This window comes from Streptomyces sp. HNM0575 (genome assembly GCF_012726265.1).
GTDB lineage: Bacteria > Actinomycetota > Actinomycetes > Streptomycetales > Streptomycetaceae > Streptomyces.
On the sequence record NZ_JAASAG010000001.1, the window covers coordinates 671,489 to 687,691 of the forward strand.

Here is a 16,203-nt window from a genome sequence, read left to right on the forward strand (position 1 = left end):
TCCGCAGAGACGCACCCGGCGCGGTTGTCAGTGCCCCGCGGCATGCTGGACCACATGTACCGGGAGTGGCCGTCGCGGATCGGCGGAGCCGTGGTGTGGGCGCACAGCGCCGCGTTCCAGGGGGAGGGGCGGGTGCTGCCCGACGGGTGCATGGATCTGCTGTGGTGGGACGGCGCGCTGGTCGTCGCGGGGCCGGATACGAGGGCGCATCTCTTCTCCGGGGCGCCGGGGTCCGGCGGCGGCATCGCCGGGCTGCGCTTCCCGCCGGGCACGGGGCCGCTCGTCTTCGGCGTGCCCGCGCACGAGTTGCGCGATCAGCGGTTGCCGCTGGGCGCGTTGTGGCCGGAGCGTGCGGTGCGGGCGCTGGAGGAGCGGATCGCCGCGGAGGCGCAGACGGAGCCGGAGACGGGGCGTGCCCTGGAGGCGGTCGCGGCCGGGAGGCTCGAAGGCCGGGGGCGCGGACCCGGCTCCCGCGGCGGCCCCGGGGCGGTCGCGGAGCTGCTGCGCCACGGACGGAGCGTGGCAGCGGTGGCGTACGAAGTGGGGCTGAGCGAGCGGCAGTTGCGCAGGCACTGCCTGGACGCCTTCGGCTACGGCCCGAAGACCCTCGCCCGCGTGCTGCGGATGCAGCGCGCGCTGCGGCTGGCGTCGTCGGGCATGCCCGCGGCCGGGGTGGCGGCGGCCGCGGGGTACGCCGACCAGGCCCATCTCTCCCGCGAGATCAAGGCTCTGGCGGGCGCGCCGCTGGGTGTGCTCGTGCCTCAGGGGAGCGGCGCGAAGAGGTCGACGCCGTTGCCGTCCGGGTCGGCGACGACGGCGTAGCGCTGTCCCCAGAAGGCGTCCCAGGGCTCCTTGTGCCCCTCGTATCCGTCGGCGGTGAGCTCGGCGTAGAGCCGGTCGACCGCGGCGGGGGATTCGCAGCGGAACGCCAGCCCGATACGGCCGGTGCCCGGCGGTCCCGCAGCCCAGTCCGGATCGAAGGAGCGGACCGTCTCCTCGGTGTCCCACGCGATCCGCAGCCCGCCGGGCAGCGCCGCCTCGACGTGCGGCTCGCCGTCGGCCGCGGCGGGTACGTCCAGGCCGAGACGGCGGTAGAAGGCGAGGGTGGCCGCCATGTCGGCGGCGATGAGGCCGATGAGGTCGAAACGTGGTGTCGTCATGCGCCGCACGCTAGGCGGGCCCGTGCACGGGGGTCTTGAACGAATCGGACGTGTCCGGCGTTGCGGCGTACCCGTCCCGCGAGACGCCGGTGCGCGCGGCAGTGACAGGGTGGAGCCATGAGCGACGAGCCCAGGATCCTGACCGTGCTGACGACGACCGGCAGCGAGGAGAAGGCACACGAGCTGGCCGCCGGTGCCGTACGCGAACGTGTGGCCGCCTGCGCGCAGATCAGCGCACCCGTCACCTCCGTCTACCGGTGGGAGGGGTCCGTACAGAACGATCCCGAGTGGCAGGTGCTGTTCAAGACGAGCAGCGCACGCTATGGAGCGCTGGAGGCGTATCTGCACCGGACGCACGACTACGACGTGCCGGAGATCATCGCCACGCCCGTGGTGCGCGGCGGCGAGGGGTATCTCGCCTGGGTCGAGGAGGAGACCTCGGCCCCGGCCCCCGGGGGGCCCTGACCCGGCGGGGGCCTGGGCCGAGCCCGGGGCGGGGGAGAGGCGAACTCAAGGCTTCGGGCGTTGAGTTCCTTCGGGTCTTCCGGCTCATGGAGTTCGGGCCTTCTGGCTTTCGGGTCCTGGGCGTTCGGACTTCGGGCCTTCTGGCTTCAGGCCTTGAGCGCTCAGGCCGGCTGCTGCTCGATCGCCGCCGGGTCCATCCACACGACCTCCCAGTGGTGGTCGTCGAGGTCGTAGAAGGCGCGCCCGTACATGAAGCCGTGGTCCTGCGGCTCGCCCGCGGTGCTGCCGCCCGCGGCCAGTGCCTTGTCGGCCAGCTCGTCGACCGCCGCTCTGCTGTCGGCGCTCAGCGCGATCATCGCCTCCGTGCTGGTACGGGAGTCGGCGACCTCCTTCTTCGTGAACGACTTGAAGAACGGCTCGATGAGCAGCATCGCGAAGATGTCCTCGCTGATGACCAGGCACGCCGCGTTCTCGTCGGAGAACTGGGGGTTGAAGGAGTATCCGAGCCGGGAGAAGAAGTCCCGGGACTTGTCGAGGTCCTTCACGGGGAGATTGACGAAGATCTTCGTGGACACGGTATGCCGCCTTTCCGCTGTTTTTCCCTGTGCCCATACGGACCGCGGGCGCGGCGGCAACTCATCGCCCCGGCGGCAACTCGTCGCTGCGGCGGCAACTCGTCGCCGCGGGCGGAGTCTTCCTCCAGAGGCAGAGGCTCTTACGTCCCGGCGCTCTTACGTCCGGGCGCTCTCACGTCGCGCGCAGCAGCAGCGTGACGAAGCCGAGCGTCCCCCGGTATCCGCGCAGCCAGCCGTCGCGGTGGGCGGACGCGGCTTCGAGGGCGTCGGCGCTGTCGGGATGATCTGGGTGGTCGAGGGCCCAGCGGGAGAGCGATCCCGCCCACGACCACTCGTAGTCGTCCCATTCGTCCTGCGTGCTGACGTGCCCGTACACGGGCGTCCAGCCGTCCGCCGCGACGCGGTCCACGGTCGCGGCGAGATCGCCGAACTCCTCGCGGGAGGCGCCCAGTCCGGCCAGCGCGGCGGGCGACGGCTCGCGCTCCCAGAAGCCGTCTCCGACGAGCAGGTAGCCGCCTGCCGTGAGGTGTCCGCGGGCCGTGGCGAGAGCCGCGAGCAGACCGCCGAAGGCGTGCGCGGAGCCGACGGCGAGTACGAGGTCGAAGGCGTGCGGGGAGGTGAAGACCGCCGCGTCCTGCTCGTGCAGCGTCAGCCGTCCGTGCACTCCGGCGGCGCGGGCCGCCTCGTGTGCCGCGGCCAGCGCCTCGGGGGACACCTCGACGCCTTCCGCGCGGGCCCGCGGCCGCGAGGCCAGCGCCCGCAGCAGCCAGGCCGCCGCGCCGCAGCCGAGGTCGAGCAGGCGCTCGTCGCCGCGCGGCAGGGCGCGGTCGAGCAGGCGTCCGACGGAGGCGTCGCTCAGCGGAGCGGCGACGGGATGGTCCCGGTGGGCGAGGCTGCTGATCACTCGGCGGTCCATGGCGGGCAGTGTGCCGCCGGGTCCGGCCGGTGTCGCGCGGATTAACGCCGCTCCCGATCCCCGCATCCCCGCGGCCCTTGTCCGGCCCCGCCCGTATCCCGCCCGTCCGGCCACCGCCCGCCCGGCGACCGGCGGTCCGGCCATCACCCGCCCGGCGACCGGCGGTTCGTATCCCGCCCGTCCGGCCACCGCCCGCCCGCGGACCGGCAGTTCGGCTACCGGCGGTCCGTATCCCGCCCGCCCGGCTACCGGCGGTCTGCCTGGCCGCGGGAGGCCGCCTTCCCGTGGGCGGCCCCCTTCCCGTGGGCGGCCCCCTTCCCGCGGGCGTCCGCGAGCGCGCGGTCCACGCCGGGCTCGTGCGGCCCGAGGAAGTGCGGGTCCGGCGTGACGCCCGCCTCGAACGCGGCCTTCGCGGCGCTGGGGATCTCGCGTACGCCGCCCGCGTACCAGGTCCTGTCGTGCGGCTCCGGCACGGCGACGCCGTAGGAGTCGACACCCGCCGCACGGCACAGCGCGACGGCGCGGCGGATGTGGAAGTCCTGGCTGACCAGCAGCGCACGGCTCACGCCGAAGACGCGTACGGCTCGCGTGCACGAGTCCCATGTGTCGAAGCCCGCGAAGTCGGCGGCGATCCGCCGTGCGGGGACTCCGCGGTCGGTCAAGTAGTCGCGCATGGCGTCCGGTTCGTCGTACTCCTCGCGGCTGTTGTCGCCGGTGACGAGCACCGCCCGCACCTTGCCGTGTTCGTAGAGGTCGGCGGCGGCGTCGAGTCGGTGCGCCAGGTACGGGGACGGCTCGCCGTCCCACAGCCCGGCGCCGAAGACCAGGGCGACGGGCGCGGACGGTGCGTCCGCGGTGCCCGCATCCATGCGTACGTCGTCGGTGGACAGCCGCAGCCAGGTGGCGGGCAGCAGCGCGAGCGCGCAGCACAGCGCTACGGCCTGAACGGCACGTCTGCGGCGGGCGGTACGGCTCGTGCCGCCCGTGCCCGGGCTGGTGCCGCCCGTGCCCGTGCCCGGGCTCGCGGTGGTCGTGCTCGCCGGGCCGGCGGCGCTCGCCGCGCTGCGGGCCTCGGGCCAGCCGCTCGTGCGGGAGCCGGGGGCCGTGCGGGATCGCGTACGTCTGCGTCTGAGAGGCACGCCCCGTGTGACGCGTCAACTGCCGGGCGCGGTTGCACCGTTGGGCTCGTACGTGGGCTCCTCCTGCGGGTGCGCCCGCTCCACGCGCACGGCGCACACCTTGAACTCGGGCATCCGAGAGTCGGGATCGAGCGCCGGGTTGGTGAGCGAGTTGGCGCGGCCCTCGCCGCCCCAGTGGAACGGCATGAACACCGTGTCGGGACGGATGCCGCTCGTCACCCGGGCCGGTGCCACCGCACGTCCACGCCGCGAGACCACCGCGAGCGCGTCACCGTCCTCCGCGCCCAACTGCCGTGCCAGCCGCGGGTGCAGCTCGACGAAGGGCCCGGGCGCCGCGTCGTTGAGCGCGTCCACGCGGCGCGTCTGGGCGCCCGACTGGTACTGGGAGAGCACGCGGCCCGTCGTCAGACGCAGCGGATGCTCGTCGTCCGGCTCCTCGGCGGCGGGCCGGTGCATCACGGGGACGAAGCGCGCCCGCCCGTCCGGTGTGGCGAAACGGTCGAGGAAGAGCCGGCGAGTGCCGGGATGCACGGAGCCGGACCCTTGTTGCTCCGGGCACGGCCAGAACACTCCGTCCTCCTCCGCGATACGGCCGTAGGTGATGCCCGAGTAGTCGGCGGGCCCGCCCGCCGAGGCACGGCCCAGCTCGTCGAAGACCTCCTCCGGATCGGCGGGGAACCCCTTCTCCCAGCCGAGCCGCGCCGCCAGCCCCTCCAGCACCTCCAGGTCCGTACGCACGCCGGGGGGAGGGTCGACGGCCTTGCGGCGCAGCAGGACCCGGCCCTCCAGACTGGTCGTGGTGCCCGTCTCCTCCGCCCACTGCGCGACCGGGAGCACGACGTCGGCCAGGCGTGCCGACTCGGACAGCACGACGTCGCAGACGGCGAGGAAGTCCAGCGCGCGCAGCCGCTGTTCGACGTGTGCGGCCCGCGGTGCGGAGACGACGGGGTTCGAACCGGCGAGCAGCAGCGCGCGCACGTCGCCGCCGAGCGCGTCGAGAAGTTCGTACGCGCTGCGCCCCGGGCCGGGCAGGCTCTCCGGATCGACGCCCCACACGGAGGCGACGTGCGCACGGGCCGCGGGGTCGTCGAGACGGCGGTAGCCGGGCAACTGGTCGGCCTTCTGGCCGTGTTCGCGTCCGCCCTGCCCGTTGCCCTGCCCGGTCAGGGCGCCGTAGCCGGAGAGCGGACGGCCCGGACGTCCCGTCGCCAGGCAGAGGTTGATCCATGCGCCGACCGTGTCGGTGCCCTTCGACTGCTGTTCGGGCCCGCGGGCGGTGAGCACCATGGCGTGCCGGGCCTCGCCGAACAGCCGTGCCGCGTCGCGCAGTTCGGGAACGGACACCCCCGTGACGCGTTCCACCAGCTCGGGCCAGTGCGCCATCGCCGCGCTGCGGGCCTCGGGCCAGCCGCTGGTACGGGAGTCGATGTACTCGCCGTCCAGGCGCCCTTCGGCGACGAGCAGGTGCAACAGGCCCAGCGCGAGCGCCAGATCGGTGCCGGGCCGCGGCGCGAGGTGCAGGTCGGCCTGCTCGGCGGTGCGGGTGCGGCGCGGGTCCACGACGATCAACGTGCCGCCGCTGTCGCGCAGTTCGCTGATGTACCGCAGCGCGGGCGGCATCGTCTCGGCGAGGTTCGAGCCCACGAGCACCACGCAGTCCGTGCGGGCCACGTCCGCGAGCGGGAACGGCAGCCCCCGGTCGAGACCGAAGGCGCGGGTGGCCGCCGTCGCCGCCGACGACATGCAGAAGCGGCCGTTGTAGTCGATCTGCGACGTGCCGAGCACCAGACGCGCGAACTTGCCCAGCGCGTAGGCCTTTTCGTTGGTCAGGCCCCCGCCGCCGAAGACACCGGCCGCGTCCGGGCCGTATGTCTCACGTGTACGGGACAGGGCCGACGCGACCAGGTCCAGCGCCTCTTCCCAGCCGGCGGGCTCCAGTTCACCGGAGGCGGCGCGCCGGACCAGCGGCCGGGTGAGGCGGGCGTGCGGGGCGAGCAGCTCGGCCGCCGTACGGCCCTTGCCGCACAGGGCACCCCGGTTCACGGGGAAGTCCGGGCGCTCGGCGACCCGGAGTCCGGGCCCGGGCCGCGGTCCGGACTCCGGGTCGGCCTCGGGGTCGCCGCCCGCCGGGGAGGGGAGCAGCGTCATCCCGCACTGGAGGGCGCAGTACGGGCAGTGCGTGTCGGTTCCATGCGTGTCGGTTCCGTGCGGGTCCGTTCCGGACGGGGCCGTCACGGGCCGTACGGTGCCGGGGTCCGCGGAGTTCGCGTGCATGGCGTCAGCGTGTGGCGCTCCTGTTACGTACGGCCGCGGTCCGCGTAACGGCCCTGGCAACCGGTGCTCAGCCCGCCGCGGCCCCGGCGGTGAGGTCATCGCAACGAAGTGACGCCACGGCCGCAACAGCACGGCAAACACCGCCCGGCAGCATCGCATCATGACGGCGCCGCATCTGCCGGGCCTCGAACCCGGAACCGAACCCGGAACGGCATCCGGAAGTGATTCCGGAGCCCAGTCACGAGTCCAGTCACGAGCCGAGACGCGAACCGAGACGCGAGACCGGTCACGGACCGGGTCATGGCACGAGCCCGGAGCCGGGGCGCGGACCGGATCCGGATCCGCAGCCGGACGGGCTCCCGTACCTGCGTCCGCCCCGCCGCCCCTGCCCGGCCTCGACAGTACGGCTCAGCTCATGACCCGCTTCTCCGCCCAGCTCCACACCCAGCTGACCGCGATCCGGCCGCCTGCGGTCAGGGGCACGGCCAGGGGCACGGCCAGGAGCACGGTCAGGAGCACGGCCACCGGCGTGGGGGCGGCCGCCCCGGCACCCGCTCCCGTATCCCCGGCACCCGCCCCCGTACTGGTGGCCGTCGCCCACGGCTCCCGCGACCCCGCGGCGCTGCGCACCGTCACACGGCTGCTCGCGGCCGTACGGGCGGCACGCCCCCGGCTCCGCGTCGAACTGGGCCATGTGGAGATCGACGAACCCGCCCTGCCGCACACCCTCGCCGGGCTGCCGCGCGGCAGCGAAGTGGTGCTCGTGCCACTGCTGTTCGGCCGCGGACACCACGTCAAGCACGATCTCCCGCGTGCACTCGCCGACGCTCCGCATCTGAGCGGCACAGTGGCCGGACCACTCGGCCCGCACCCGCTGCTCGCCGAGGCACTGCACGACCGGCTGGCCGAGGCAGCGGCCACCCTCGGGCCGGGCCTCGGGCCGGGGGCCGGGCCCGCGGTCGAGACGAGTGCCGGGTCCCCGGCCGGAGTCGGAGCCGGTGCGGGGGCCGGTGCGGGGGGCATTACTGGTGCCGGTGCCGTGGCCGTCACCGGTGCCGCCCGGCGCCCCGGCCGCCCTTACGCTCTGGCACCGGACGCCGTCGTCCTCGCCGCCGCCGGCTCGCGCGATCCGGAGTCCGCGGACGGCACCCGGCACATCGCGGCCGGGCTGCGCGAACGGCTCGGCGGCACCACTCCCGTACTGCCCGGATACGCCTCCGCCGCGCGCCCCACGGTCGCCGAGGCCGTACGGACCCTGCGTGCCGACGGGCACCGCCGCATCGCTCTCGCCTCCTGCTTCACGGCGCCCGGGTACTTCGCCGCCCGCTGCGCCGCCGAGGCACCGTGGGCGGTCTCCGCGCCGCTGGGCGCGCATCCGGCACTGGTACGGCTCGTACTGCACCGCTTCGACGAGGCGCTGGCGGCCACTTCGCGCGAGGGAGCCTCGTGCGCGCTCACTTCACCGACGGGAGCCTCGTTCCCGGTCACTTCGCGAACGGGCGCTCAACGTACGGCCGCTCAACGAACGGCCGCTCAACGGACGGCCGCTTAAGGGACGGCCGCTCAACGTACGGCCGCTTGACGTACGGCCGCTTCGCGGGCGGCCTCCGCCGGGGAGGCCGCGGCGCCGGGCAGCGTCCGGGTCCCCTTCGCACGCACCCGGCCAAGCGCCCGGACCCGTCCGGCGGGCCTGCCGCTACGGTCGGCGTATGCACGGCACGTACGACACAGAGACGCCCGGCGGCACCGGCACGGGCAGCGCCACCGGTACCGGCGGAAGCGGCGGTCCGGACGGGACCACGGCCGCCTCCTACGGCCCGTCCGACATCGAGCGCTGGGCCCCGGAGCCCGACAAGCGGCCGGGCCGCACCGCCTTCCAGCGCGACCGTGCACGCGTACTGCACTCGGCGGCGCTGCGCCGGCTCGCCGGGAAGACCCAGGTCGTCGCGCCCGGCACCAGCGCGCAGGCGTGGGATGCCAGCCCGCGCACGCGCCTCACCCACTCCCTGGAGTGCGCACAGGTCGGACGGGAACTGGGCGCGGCGCTCGGCTGCGATCCGGACCTGGTGGAGGCGGCCTGTCTCGCGCACGATCTCGGACATCCGCCGTTCGGGCACAACGGCGAACGCGTACTGAGCGAAATCGCCGCGCCCTGCGGCGGGTTCGAGGGCAACGCGCAGTCGCTGCGGCTGCTCTCCCGGCTGGAGCCGAAGCGCTTTCTCGAACCGGACCCGTACCCGGACTCCGGCCCGCACCCGGACTCCGGCCCGTACCCGGACCCGTACTCCGGCCCGCAACCGGCCCCGGAACGGGTCACGGACCCGGAGAGCGGCGGCAGGAGGCCCCGTCCCGGCGGCACGGCCCGCCCCGGCACCGCCGTGCGCCCCGGCGCCCTGATCCCCGTCGGCCTCAACCTCACCCGGGCCGCGCTCGACGCCGCCACCAAGTACCCCTGGACCCGGGGCTCCCACCCCCACGACCCGTCCTCCGGCAAGTTCGGCGTGTACGAGGACGACCTGCCCGTCTTCGAATGGTTCCGCCGCGGCGCACCCGGCGTCCGTACGTGCTTCGAGGCGCAGGTCATGGACTGGTCCGACGACGTCGCCTACTCCGTGCACGACGTCGAGGACGGCCTGCACGCCGGCCATCTCGACCCCAACATGCTGCTGGCCGAGCCCGAACGGCGCGACATCTTCGACGTCGCCGCGGGCCGCTACGCGCCCGACGCCGATCACGGCGAACTCGCCGAAGCGCTCGACCGGTTGCTCGACCAGGAGTGGTGGCCGCACAGCTACGACGGTTCCGCCGTCGCGCAGGCCCGGCTCAAGGACGCCACGAGCCAGCTCATCGGCCGCTTCGCCCTCGCCGCGGAGGGCGCGACCCGTACCGCGTACGGCTCCGGACCGCTCACCCGCTACGCCGCCGAACTCGTCGTGCCGCGCGGAGTGCGCCTGGAGTGCGCGGTGCTCAAGGCCGTCGCGGACCGCTATGTGATGCAGCGGCCCGACCTGGAACGGCTCCGCGCCGATCAGCGCGTCGTGCTCGGCGAACTCGCGGACGCGCTGACCGCACGCGCACCCGAGGGTCTCGATCCGCAGTTCCGTGCGCTGTACGGGGAGGCGCGGGACGATGCGGAGCGGCTGCGCGTCGTCGTCGACCAGATCGCCGCGCTGACGGACGTCTCGGCGCGCTCGCTGCACGCACGCCTGACCCGCGAGGGGCGGCGCGGCGGCAGACGGATCCTCTAGCGCGGACGGCGCGGACGGCGCGGACGGCGCGGACGGCGCGGACGGCGCGGACGGTGCGGACGGCGCGGGCCGTGGCCCGGTGGCCGCCCCGGACCGGCGGCGCGGGCCGTAGCCCGATGGCCCCGGAGGACGAAGTCCGTGGTCGTTGACCTGCGGGCCCTCGGCACGAGTGCCGCGTGCCCGGACATGTCCGCGGGTGGCCCGTTCGCACCGCCTCGTGGCCCGTTCGTGTCCGGTTGTGCCCGTCACCTGCCCGGGGCCTCTTCCCGCTGCCCGCCCGATGCGGGACGCTCGCACGTGGAGTTTCCGTCGGGGGGTCAGGTCAGCTAGGAGGAACCAAGTGGTCGACGCACACCGGACGTTCGTCATCGTCGGCGGAGGGCTGGCGGGTTCGAAAGCCGCCGAGGCCCTGCGTGCCGAGGGCTTCACCGGCCGGGTCATCCTGATCGGCGACGAGCGCGACCACCCCTACGAACGTCCGCCCCTCTCCAAGGGGTATCTCGCCGGTTCCGACGAGCGCGAGAGCGTGTTCGTGCACGAGCCCGCCTGGTATGCGGGCGCCGACATCGAACTCCACCTCGGCCAGACCGTCGTACGCCTCGACCGCCCCGCCAAGCGCCTCGAACTCGGCGACGGCACCCGCCTCAACTACGACAAGCTGCTGCTGGCCACCGGCGCCGAGCCCCGGCGCCTCGACATCCCCGGCACGTCCCTCGCCTCCGTGCACCACCTGCGCCGCATCGCGCACGCTGACCGGCTGCGCGGCAGGCTCACGGCGCTCGGCCAGGAGAACGGGCACCTCGTCATCGCCGGGGCGGGCTGGATCGGGCTCGAAGTCGCCGCGGCCGCGCGGGAGTACGGGGCGGAGGTCACCGTCGTCGAACCCGAACCGACGCCGCTGCACTCCGTGCTCGGCCCCGAGATGGGCACGCTCTTCGCCGACCTCCACCAGGAGCACGGCGTCCGCTTCCACTTCGGGGCGCGGCTGGCGAAGATCACCGGCGCGGACGGCATGGTGCAGTCCGTACGCACCGACGACGGCGACGAGCACCCTGCCCACGACGTCCTCGCCGCCATCGGGGCCGCGCCCCGCACCTCGCTCGCCGAGGCCGCCGGACTCGAACTCGCCCCCGGCCCGAGCGGCGGCGTCGCCGTGGACTCCGCGCTGCGCACCTCCGACCCCGACGTCTACGCCGCGGGCGACGTGGCGTCCCTGCGCGAGACCCCGTGGGGCGGGCCGCTGCGCGTCGAGCACTGGGCGAACGCCCTCAACAGCGGTCCCGCGGCGGCACGTTCGATGCTCGGCCGCGACGTCGTCTACGACCGCGTGCCCTACTTCTTCTCCGACCAGTACGACGTCGGCATGGAGTTCTCCGGCTACGCGCCGCCCGGCACCTACGACCAGGTGGTGTGCCGGGGCGACGTCGCCAAGCGCGAGTTCATCGCCTTCTGGCTGCGCGACGACCGCGTACTGGCGGGCCTGAACGTGAACGTCTGGGACGTCACCGCAGCCGTCCAGGACCTGATCCGCTCGGGCACCCCGGTCGACCCCCAAACCCTCGCGGACCCGGACGTCCCCCTCCCCGACCTGGGCCCCGCCCCCGACAAGGGGTAGCGCGCGCCGGGCGCGCGCATTCGCCGACGGCCGGGTCGGCACCTGCGATTCCGGCGGTGCCGCCGGTGGTGCCGCGTCATCCCGCGGCGGCTGTACGGCGAACGCCAACGCCCTGGCGGGCGCCCGCTGTTGTGCGCGTCCCGTCGACGCCCACGGCAGCGGCCAGGCTGACGTGCTGCTGCCGGGGCGAGGGGCGCTGCGGCGGGCGTCGCCCGGGGTGCCTGCGTGTGGGGTTGGCCGGGCGCCCACGGGCGCCCGGGCTCCGGCGACGGTAACGGCCCGGCCTGTCGCCGCCGTTGTCCCGCCAGCCGAGGCGAGGGCGATGCTGCGCCTGCCCTGATGCCCGCGGCAGGCGCAGCACGAAGGTGCTGCCGGTGGGTGCCGCGTCATGCCGCGGCCCGGTGGGCGGCTGACACCAACGCCTCGCCCTGCGCGCGCAGTTGTGCGGGTGCCGTCGGCACCGATGGCGGAGCCGTGCGTGTTGCGGCCCACCGCGCGGCGCGCCCACGGCAGCGACGCCCGCGCTCCGGGCCGTAGCGGCTCGGTCCCGTGTGTGCCGTCGTGTTGCCGTCCACGCGCCCGGAGGCGCCAACGCCTCGGCGTGCGCCCGATGTTGTGCGGTGCCGTCGGCGGTTATGGCGGTGCCCCGCCTGTTACGGCCACCGCGCCGCGCGTCCACGCTCGCGGCAGCCGTCAGGCTGACGTGCTGTTGTGCCACTGCCGGAGGCGAAGGGTGCTGCGGCAGGTGTCGCGCGGGGTTGCCCGCGACGGCGGCCTGTCTGCGCGTGTGCCCCGCGCCCCCGGCCACGGAACGTCAACTCCCCGCTCCGTGCCCGCTGTTGTGCCCGTGCCGTCGGCACCGGTCACGGCGGAGCCGTGCCTGCCGGGGCGCCGGTGCGCCCGCGTTGGGGTGCGGCCCTTGCGTCCCTCCCCGCGGCCCACCCGCGCGGCAGCGCACCCCGCTCCGTGCCCGCTGTTGTGCCCGTGCCGTCGGCACCGGTCACGGCGGAGCCGTGCCCGTCGGGGCGCCCACGCGCCCGCCGGTGGGTGCGGCCCCCGCGCCGCGCCCCACCGCGCGCGGCAGCGCACCCTCGTCGGCTGGCCGCCCCGCCAGGGGTGTCGCAGGCCCGCCGTACAATCTGCGGTGTGGCGGGCAGGATCAACGACGAGGACGTGAAGGCGGTACGGGGCGCGGTCCCGATCGACGCCGTGGTCTCGGAGTACCTTCAGCTGCGCAACGCCGGAGGCGGCAATCTGAAGGGGCTCTGCCCGTTTCACGACGAGAAGTCGCCCTCGTTCCATGTCAGCCCGTCCAAGGGCCTGTTCCACTGCTTCGGCTGCCAGGAGGGCGGCGACACCCTCGACTTCGTGATGCGCGTCGACCACCTCTCCTTCTCCGAGGCGGTCGAGCGGCTGGCGGCCCAGGCGGGCGTCACCCTGCGGTACGAGGAGGGGGGTTACGGCCGGGCCAGCCAGCAGGGCGAGCGCACCCGTCTCGTCGAGGCGCACAAGGTCGCCGCGCAGTTCTACACCGAGCAACTCGCGGGCCCCGAGGCCGAGACGGGGCGCCGCTTCCTCACCGAGCGCGGCTTCGACGAGGCCGCCGCCGGCCACTTCGGCATCGGCTACGCCCCGGCGGGCTGGGACCACCTGGTGCGCTTCCTGCGCGGCAAGGGCTTCTCCGACAAGGAGCTGACCCTGTCCGGGCTGGCCCAGGAGGCCCGTAACGGCCGCCCCATCGACCGGTTCCGCGGCCGGCTGATGTGGCCCATCCGCGACATCACCGGCGACGTCGTCGGCTTCGGGGCCCGCAAGCTGCGCGAGGACGACCACGGCCCGAAGTACCTCAACACTCCCGAGACGCCGATCTACCACAAGTCGCAGGTGCTCTACGGCATCGATCTGGCCAAGAAGGACATCGCCAAGGGCAACCGCGCGGTCGTCGTCGAGGGCTACACCGATGTGATGGCCTGCCACCTCTCGGGCGTCACCACCGCGATCGCCACCAGCGGCACCTCCTTCGGCGAGGGCCACATCAAGATCCTCCGCCGCCTGCTGATGGACAACTCCGGCTCGGAGGTCATCTTCACCTTCGACGGCGACGCGGCCGGGCGCAAGGCCGCCCTGCGTGCCTTCGAGGACGACCAGAAGTTCGCGGCCCGTACGTCCATCGCGATCACCCCGCAGGGCATGGACCCCTGCGAGTTGCGGATCGCCGAGGGCGACGAGGCGGTGGCGAAGGTCGTCGAAGGCCGTTCGCCGCTCTTCGAGTTCGCCATCCGCTCCATCGTGGGGGAGCACAACCTCGATACGGCGGAGGGCCGTTCGGCCGCGCTGGAGCAGGCGGCGCCCGTCGTCGCGCAGATCAAGGACGCGTCGATCCGCCGTGACTACGCGGTGCTGCTGGGCGGGCTGCTCGGCATCCTGGACGAGCAGTTCGTGGTGCGCAGGGTCGCCCAGCTCGCGCAGCGCCGCCAGGCCCACCCCGGCCCGTCGCGATCCGGCGCCGGCGGCCCCGCACGGGGCCGTTCCGCCGGCGTTCCGCCGGGCGCGGGCGCACCCGCCACCTCGTCCGGCGGACCGTCCGGGGGCCCGTCCGCGCACTCCGGTCCCGCCCTGTACCTCCGCAGCCCGGCACACCGCGTCGAGCGGGAGCTGCTCAAACTCGCCCTTCAGCGCCCCGAGTTGGTCGCACCGGCCTTCGACGCCTATGAGACGGACGAGTTCACGGCACCGCCTTACGCCGCCGTCCGCGAGGCCGTCGACGCGGCGGGCGGAGTGACGGGCGCGGACGACGAATTCGTCAACCGCGTCCGCGACGCCGCGCCCGACGACGGCGTGCGGGCCCTCGTGCACGAACTCGTCGTCGAGCCGCTGCGCGCTGCCCGGGGCCGCGAGCCCGACGAGATGTACGCGGGAATGCAGTTGGTCACCGTGCGCCTCGCCGCCGTGCACGCCCGCATCGCCGACCTGGAGAGCAGCGCCCGCCGCCTGGAGGCCCAGCGCGACGACGAGCGCTCGGCGGCCGTGCGCCAGGAGATCTGGCAGCTCACGCAGTACGGCCGCTCCCTACAGGAGCGTGGAGCGGCGGCGCTCTGAGACCGCTCGGGCGTCGGTGAGCCTCGTGGCCGCGGCGCGCCGTGAGTCTTGTGCCCGCGGCACGGTGAGCCGCGGGCCGCGCCGAGTCGCGTGCCGCGTGCCGCGCATCGCCTCGGGCCCGGCCCACGTCAGACCCACCCGTACACGCTTCGACGGCCAGGGCCCGCAGCGGGGTCGTAGCCGTACGTATGCGAAAAGTCACCGTCCATTCCAGAAACTGGGCGCACGACCCTCGTGGCCGGAGTGTGTCGTACCCCACACTGGTGGGCGGTGCTTGAGTCCTTGGAGCGGGGCGTGCGCCGGCCGCGCATGCCGGAGAGCCCCCGGATCCGATCAGCATGTACGCCGCCCCCCGAACCGGCAGCGAGCACACTGGAGGTCTCCCTCGTGCAGACCCGGACCCTGACCAGCGCGGCTCCTCCCGCCGCATCGGCGGTTTCCGCCCTGGCCGCCGCGACGGCGACCGCGACCGCATCGGCGACCGCCGCCGCTGCCGCGCCGGTTGCTCCGCCCGTACCGACCCCGCCCGTACCGACCCCGCCTGTATCGAGCCCGCCCGTATCGACCCCGCCTCCGTCGGGCCCGGCCGCATCCGGTCCGCCCGCAGCCGTCCCGGCGGTCCCGGCGGTGCCGCTCCCCGCACCGCCCGCCGCCCCGCCCCCCGCGGAAGAGCCGCGGCAGCCGGGCCACGGCGAACAGGACCGGCACGAGAAGCCCGCCCGTGAGGACGCGGGCAGCGGCGCGTCCGCCGATCTCTTCCGCCAGTACCTGCGCGAGATCGGCCGCATCCCGCTGCTCTCGGCCGCCGAGGAGGTCGAACTCGCCCAGCGCGTCGAGGCCGGCCTGTTCGCCGAGGAGAAGCTCACCGCCCCGGCGACCCACCCCGACGGCCCTCTCGCGCACGAACTCGACCAGCTCGTCGTGATGGGCAGGATCGCCAAGCGCCGCCTGATCGAGGCGAACCTCCGGCTCGTCGTCTCGGTCGCCAAGCGGTACATCGGCCGCGGCCTGACCATGCTGGACCTGGTGCAGGAGGGAAACCTCGGGCTGATACGGGCGGTCGAGAAGTTCGACTACGCACGGGGCTACAAGTTCTCGACGTACGCGACCTGGTGGATCCGGCAGGCGATGTCCCGCGCCCTCGCCGACCAGGCCCGCACGATCCGAGTGCCCGTGCACGTCGTCGAGTTGATCAACCGCGTCGTACGCGTCCAGCGCAGGCTGCTTCAGGAACGCGGCCAGGAACCGACGCCCGACGAGGTCGCCGCACACCTCGACCTCACCGGCGAACGCGTCTGCGAGGTGCTGCGCCTCGCACAGGAACCCGTGTCGCTGCACGCACCCGTCGGCGAGGAGGAGGACGTACACCTCGGCGACCTCATCGAGGACGGCGACGCCCCCTCACCCGTGGAGTCGGCGGCGTTCCTGCTGCTTCGGCAGCACCTGGAGGCGGTGCTCTCCACCCTCGGCGAGCGTGAACGCAAGGTCGTACAGCTGCGTTACGGACTGGACGACGGCCGTCCGCGCACCCTGGAGGAGATCGGCCGGCTGTTCGGCGTGACCAGGGAACGCATACGGCAGATCGAGTCCAAGACCCTCGCCAAGCTCCGCGACCACGCCTTCGCGGACCAGCTGCGCGGCTACCTCGACTGATCTCGACTGACCTCGCGGGCGCCCCGGGACACCGCCGGCACCGGCGGGCGCCCCGGGGC

12 protein-coding genes are annotated in these 16,203 nt (G+C 74.3%); 7 read left to right on the forward strand and 5 right to left on the reverse strand.

The genetic code is table 11. The annotated features are described in order from the left end of the window. Nucleotides 1-42: 42 nt before the first annotated feature. A complete protein-coding gene (locus HCC61_RS02725; RefSeq protein ID WP_240968354.1) occupies nucleotides 43-822 on the forward strand; it encodes a helix-turn-helix domain-containing protein in 780 nt (259 codons plus the stop codon). On the opposite strand, the gene HCC61_RS02730 is transcribed toward HCC61_RS02725, so the two are convergent. Further along, on the reverse strand, nucleotides 762-1,160 hold the full coding sequence (locus HCC61_RS02730) for a VOC family protein (protein ID WP_169133564.1): 399 nt from the start codon (nucleotides 1,158-1,160) through the stop codon (nucleotides 762-764). The two genes, HCC61_RS02725 and HCC61_RS02730, sit on opposite strands and share 61 nt — an antisense overlap. Before the next feature lie 117 nt (nucleotides 1,161-1,277). On the opposite strand from HCC61_RS02730, the gene cutA reads away from it, so the two are divergent. Then, on the forward strand, nucleotides 1,278-1,625 hold the full coding sequence (gene cutA / locus HCC61_RS02735) for a divalent-cation tolerance protein CutA (RefSeq protein ID WP_169133565.1): 348 nt from the start codon (nucleotides 1,278-1,280) through the stop codon (nucleotides 1,623-1,625). A gap of 161 nt (nucleotides 1,626-1,786) precedes the next feature. On the opposite strand, the gene HCC61_RS02740 is transcribed toward cutA, so the two are convergent. The 4 genes from HCC61_RS02740 to HCC61_RS02755 all read right to left on the reverse strand — a co-directional run bounded on the left by HCC61_RS02740 (nucleotide 1,787) and on the right by HCC61_RS02755 (nucleotide 6,529). After that, nucleotides 1,787-2,200, reverse strand: coding sequence for a VOC family protein (locus HCC61_RS02740; protein ID WP_169133566.1), 414 nt, complete (start codon nucleotides 2,198-2,200; stop codon nucleotides 1,787-1,789). 172 nt (nucleotides 2,201-2,372) lie between these two features. After that, a complete protein-coding gene (locus HCC61_RS02745; protein WP_169133567.1) occupies nucleotides 2,373-3,116 on the reverse strand; it encodes a class I SAM-dependent methyltransferase in 744 nt (247 codons plus the stop codon). Nucleotides 3,117-3,361: 245 nt separating this feature from the next. After that, nucleotides 3,362-4,048, reverse strand: coding sequence for an ElyC/SanA/YdcF family protein (locus HCC61_RS02750; RefSeq protein WP_240968433.1), 687 nt, complete (start codon nucleotides 4,046-4,048; stop codon nucleotides 3,362-3,364). Between the two features lie 222 nt (nucleotides 4,049-4,270). Beyond that, nucleotides 4,271-6,529 carry a molybdopterin oxidoreductase family protein gene (locus tag HCC61_RS02755; protein ID WP_169133569.1) on the reverse strand — a complete coding sequence of 753 codons (2,259 nt, stop codon included), beginning with the start codon at nucleotides 6,527-6,529 and terminating at the stop codon, nucleotides 4,271-4,273. Between the two features lie 415 nt (nucleotides 6,530-6,944). Between HCC61_RS02755 and HCC61_RS02760 the strand changes: the two genes are divergently transcribed. The 5 genes from HCC61_RS02760 to HCC61_RS02780 all read left to right on the forward strand — a co-directional run bounded on the left by HCC61_RS02760 (nucleotide 6,945) and on the right by HCC61_RS02780 (nucleotide 16,144). Further along, nucleotides 6,945-8,081: a CbiX/SirB N-terminal domain-containing protein gene (locus tag HCC61_RS02760; RefSeq protein ID WP_169133570.1), complete on the forward strand. Its 1,137-nt coding sequence runs from the start codon at nucleotides 6,945-6,947 to the stop codon at nucleotides 8,079-8,081. A 157-nt stretch (nucleotides 8,082-8,238) separates the two neighbouring features. Beyond that, entirely contained in the window at nucleotides 8,239-9,777 is a 1,539-nt protein-coding gene (locus HCC61_RS02765; RefSeq protein ID WP_240968355.1) for a deoxyguanosinetriphosphate triphosphohydrolase family protein, read from the forward strand. A gap of 340 nt (nucleotides 9,778-10,117) precedes the next feature. Continuing rightward, nucleotides 10,118-11,392, forward strand: coding sequence for an FAD-dependent oxidoreductase (locus HCC61_RS02770; protein ID WP_169133571.1), 1,275 nt, complete (start codon nucleotides 10,118-10,120; stop codon nucleotides 11,390-11,392). Nucleotides 11,393-12,538: 1,146 nt separating this feature from the next. Further along, complete coding sequence (gene dnaG / locus HCC61_RS02775) at nucleotides 12,539-14,491, forward strand: DNA primase (RefSeq protein WP_169133572.1); 1,953 nt, start codon at nucleotides 12,539-12,541, stop codon at nucleotides 14,489-14,491. A gap of 309 nt (nucleotides 14,492-14,800) precedes the next feature. After that, a complete protein-coding gene (locus HCC61_RS02780; protein ID WP_169133848.1) occupies nucleotides 14,801-16,144 on the forward strand; it encodes an RNA polymerase sigma factor in 1,344 nt (447 codons plus the stop codon). Nucleotides 16,145-16,203: the final 59 nt, after the last annotated feature.

Coding starts and splice junctions, on each gene's coding strand:
- HCC61_RS02730 (WP_169133564.1), bottom strand. CDS start 1,160: ATGACGACACCACGTTTCGACCTCATCGGCCTCATCGCCGCCGACATG.
- HCC61_RS02765 (WP_240968355.1), top strand. CDS start 8,239: ATGCACGGCACGTACGACACAGAGACGCCCGGCGGCACCGGCACGGGC.
- HCC61_RS02760 (WP_169133570.1), top strand. CDS start 6,945: ATGACCCGCTTCTCCGCCCAGCTCCACACCCAGCTGACCGCGATCCGG.
- HCC61_RS02745 (WP_169133567.1), bottom strand. CDS start 3,116: ATGGACCGCCGAGTGATCAGCAGCCTCGCCCACCGGGACCATCCCGTC.
- HCC61_RS02755 (WP_169133569.1), bottom strand. CDS start 6,529: ATGCACGCGAACTCCGCGGACCCCGGCACCGTACGGCCCGTGACGGCC.
- HCC61_RS02780 (WP_169133848.1), top strand. CDS start 14,801: ATGCCGGAGAGCCCCCGGATCCGATCAGCATGTACGCCGCCCCCCGAA.
- cutA (WP_169133565.1), top strand. CDS start 1,278: ATGAGCGACGAGCCCAGGATCCTGACCGTGCTGACGACGACCGGCAGC.
- HCC61_RS02725 (WP_240968354.1), top strand. CDS start 43: ATGCTGGACCACATGTACCGGGAGTGGCCGTCGCGGATCGGCGGAGCC.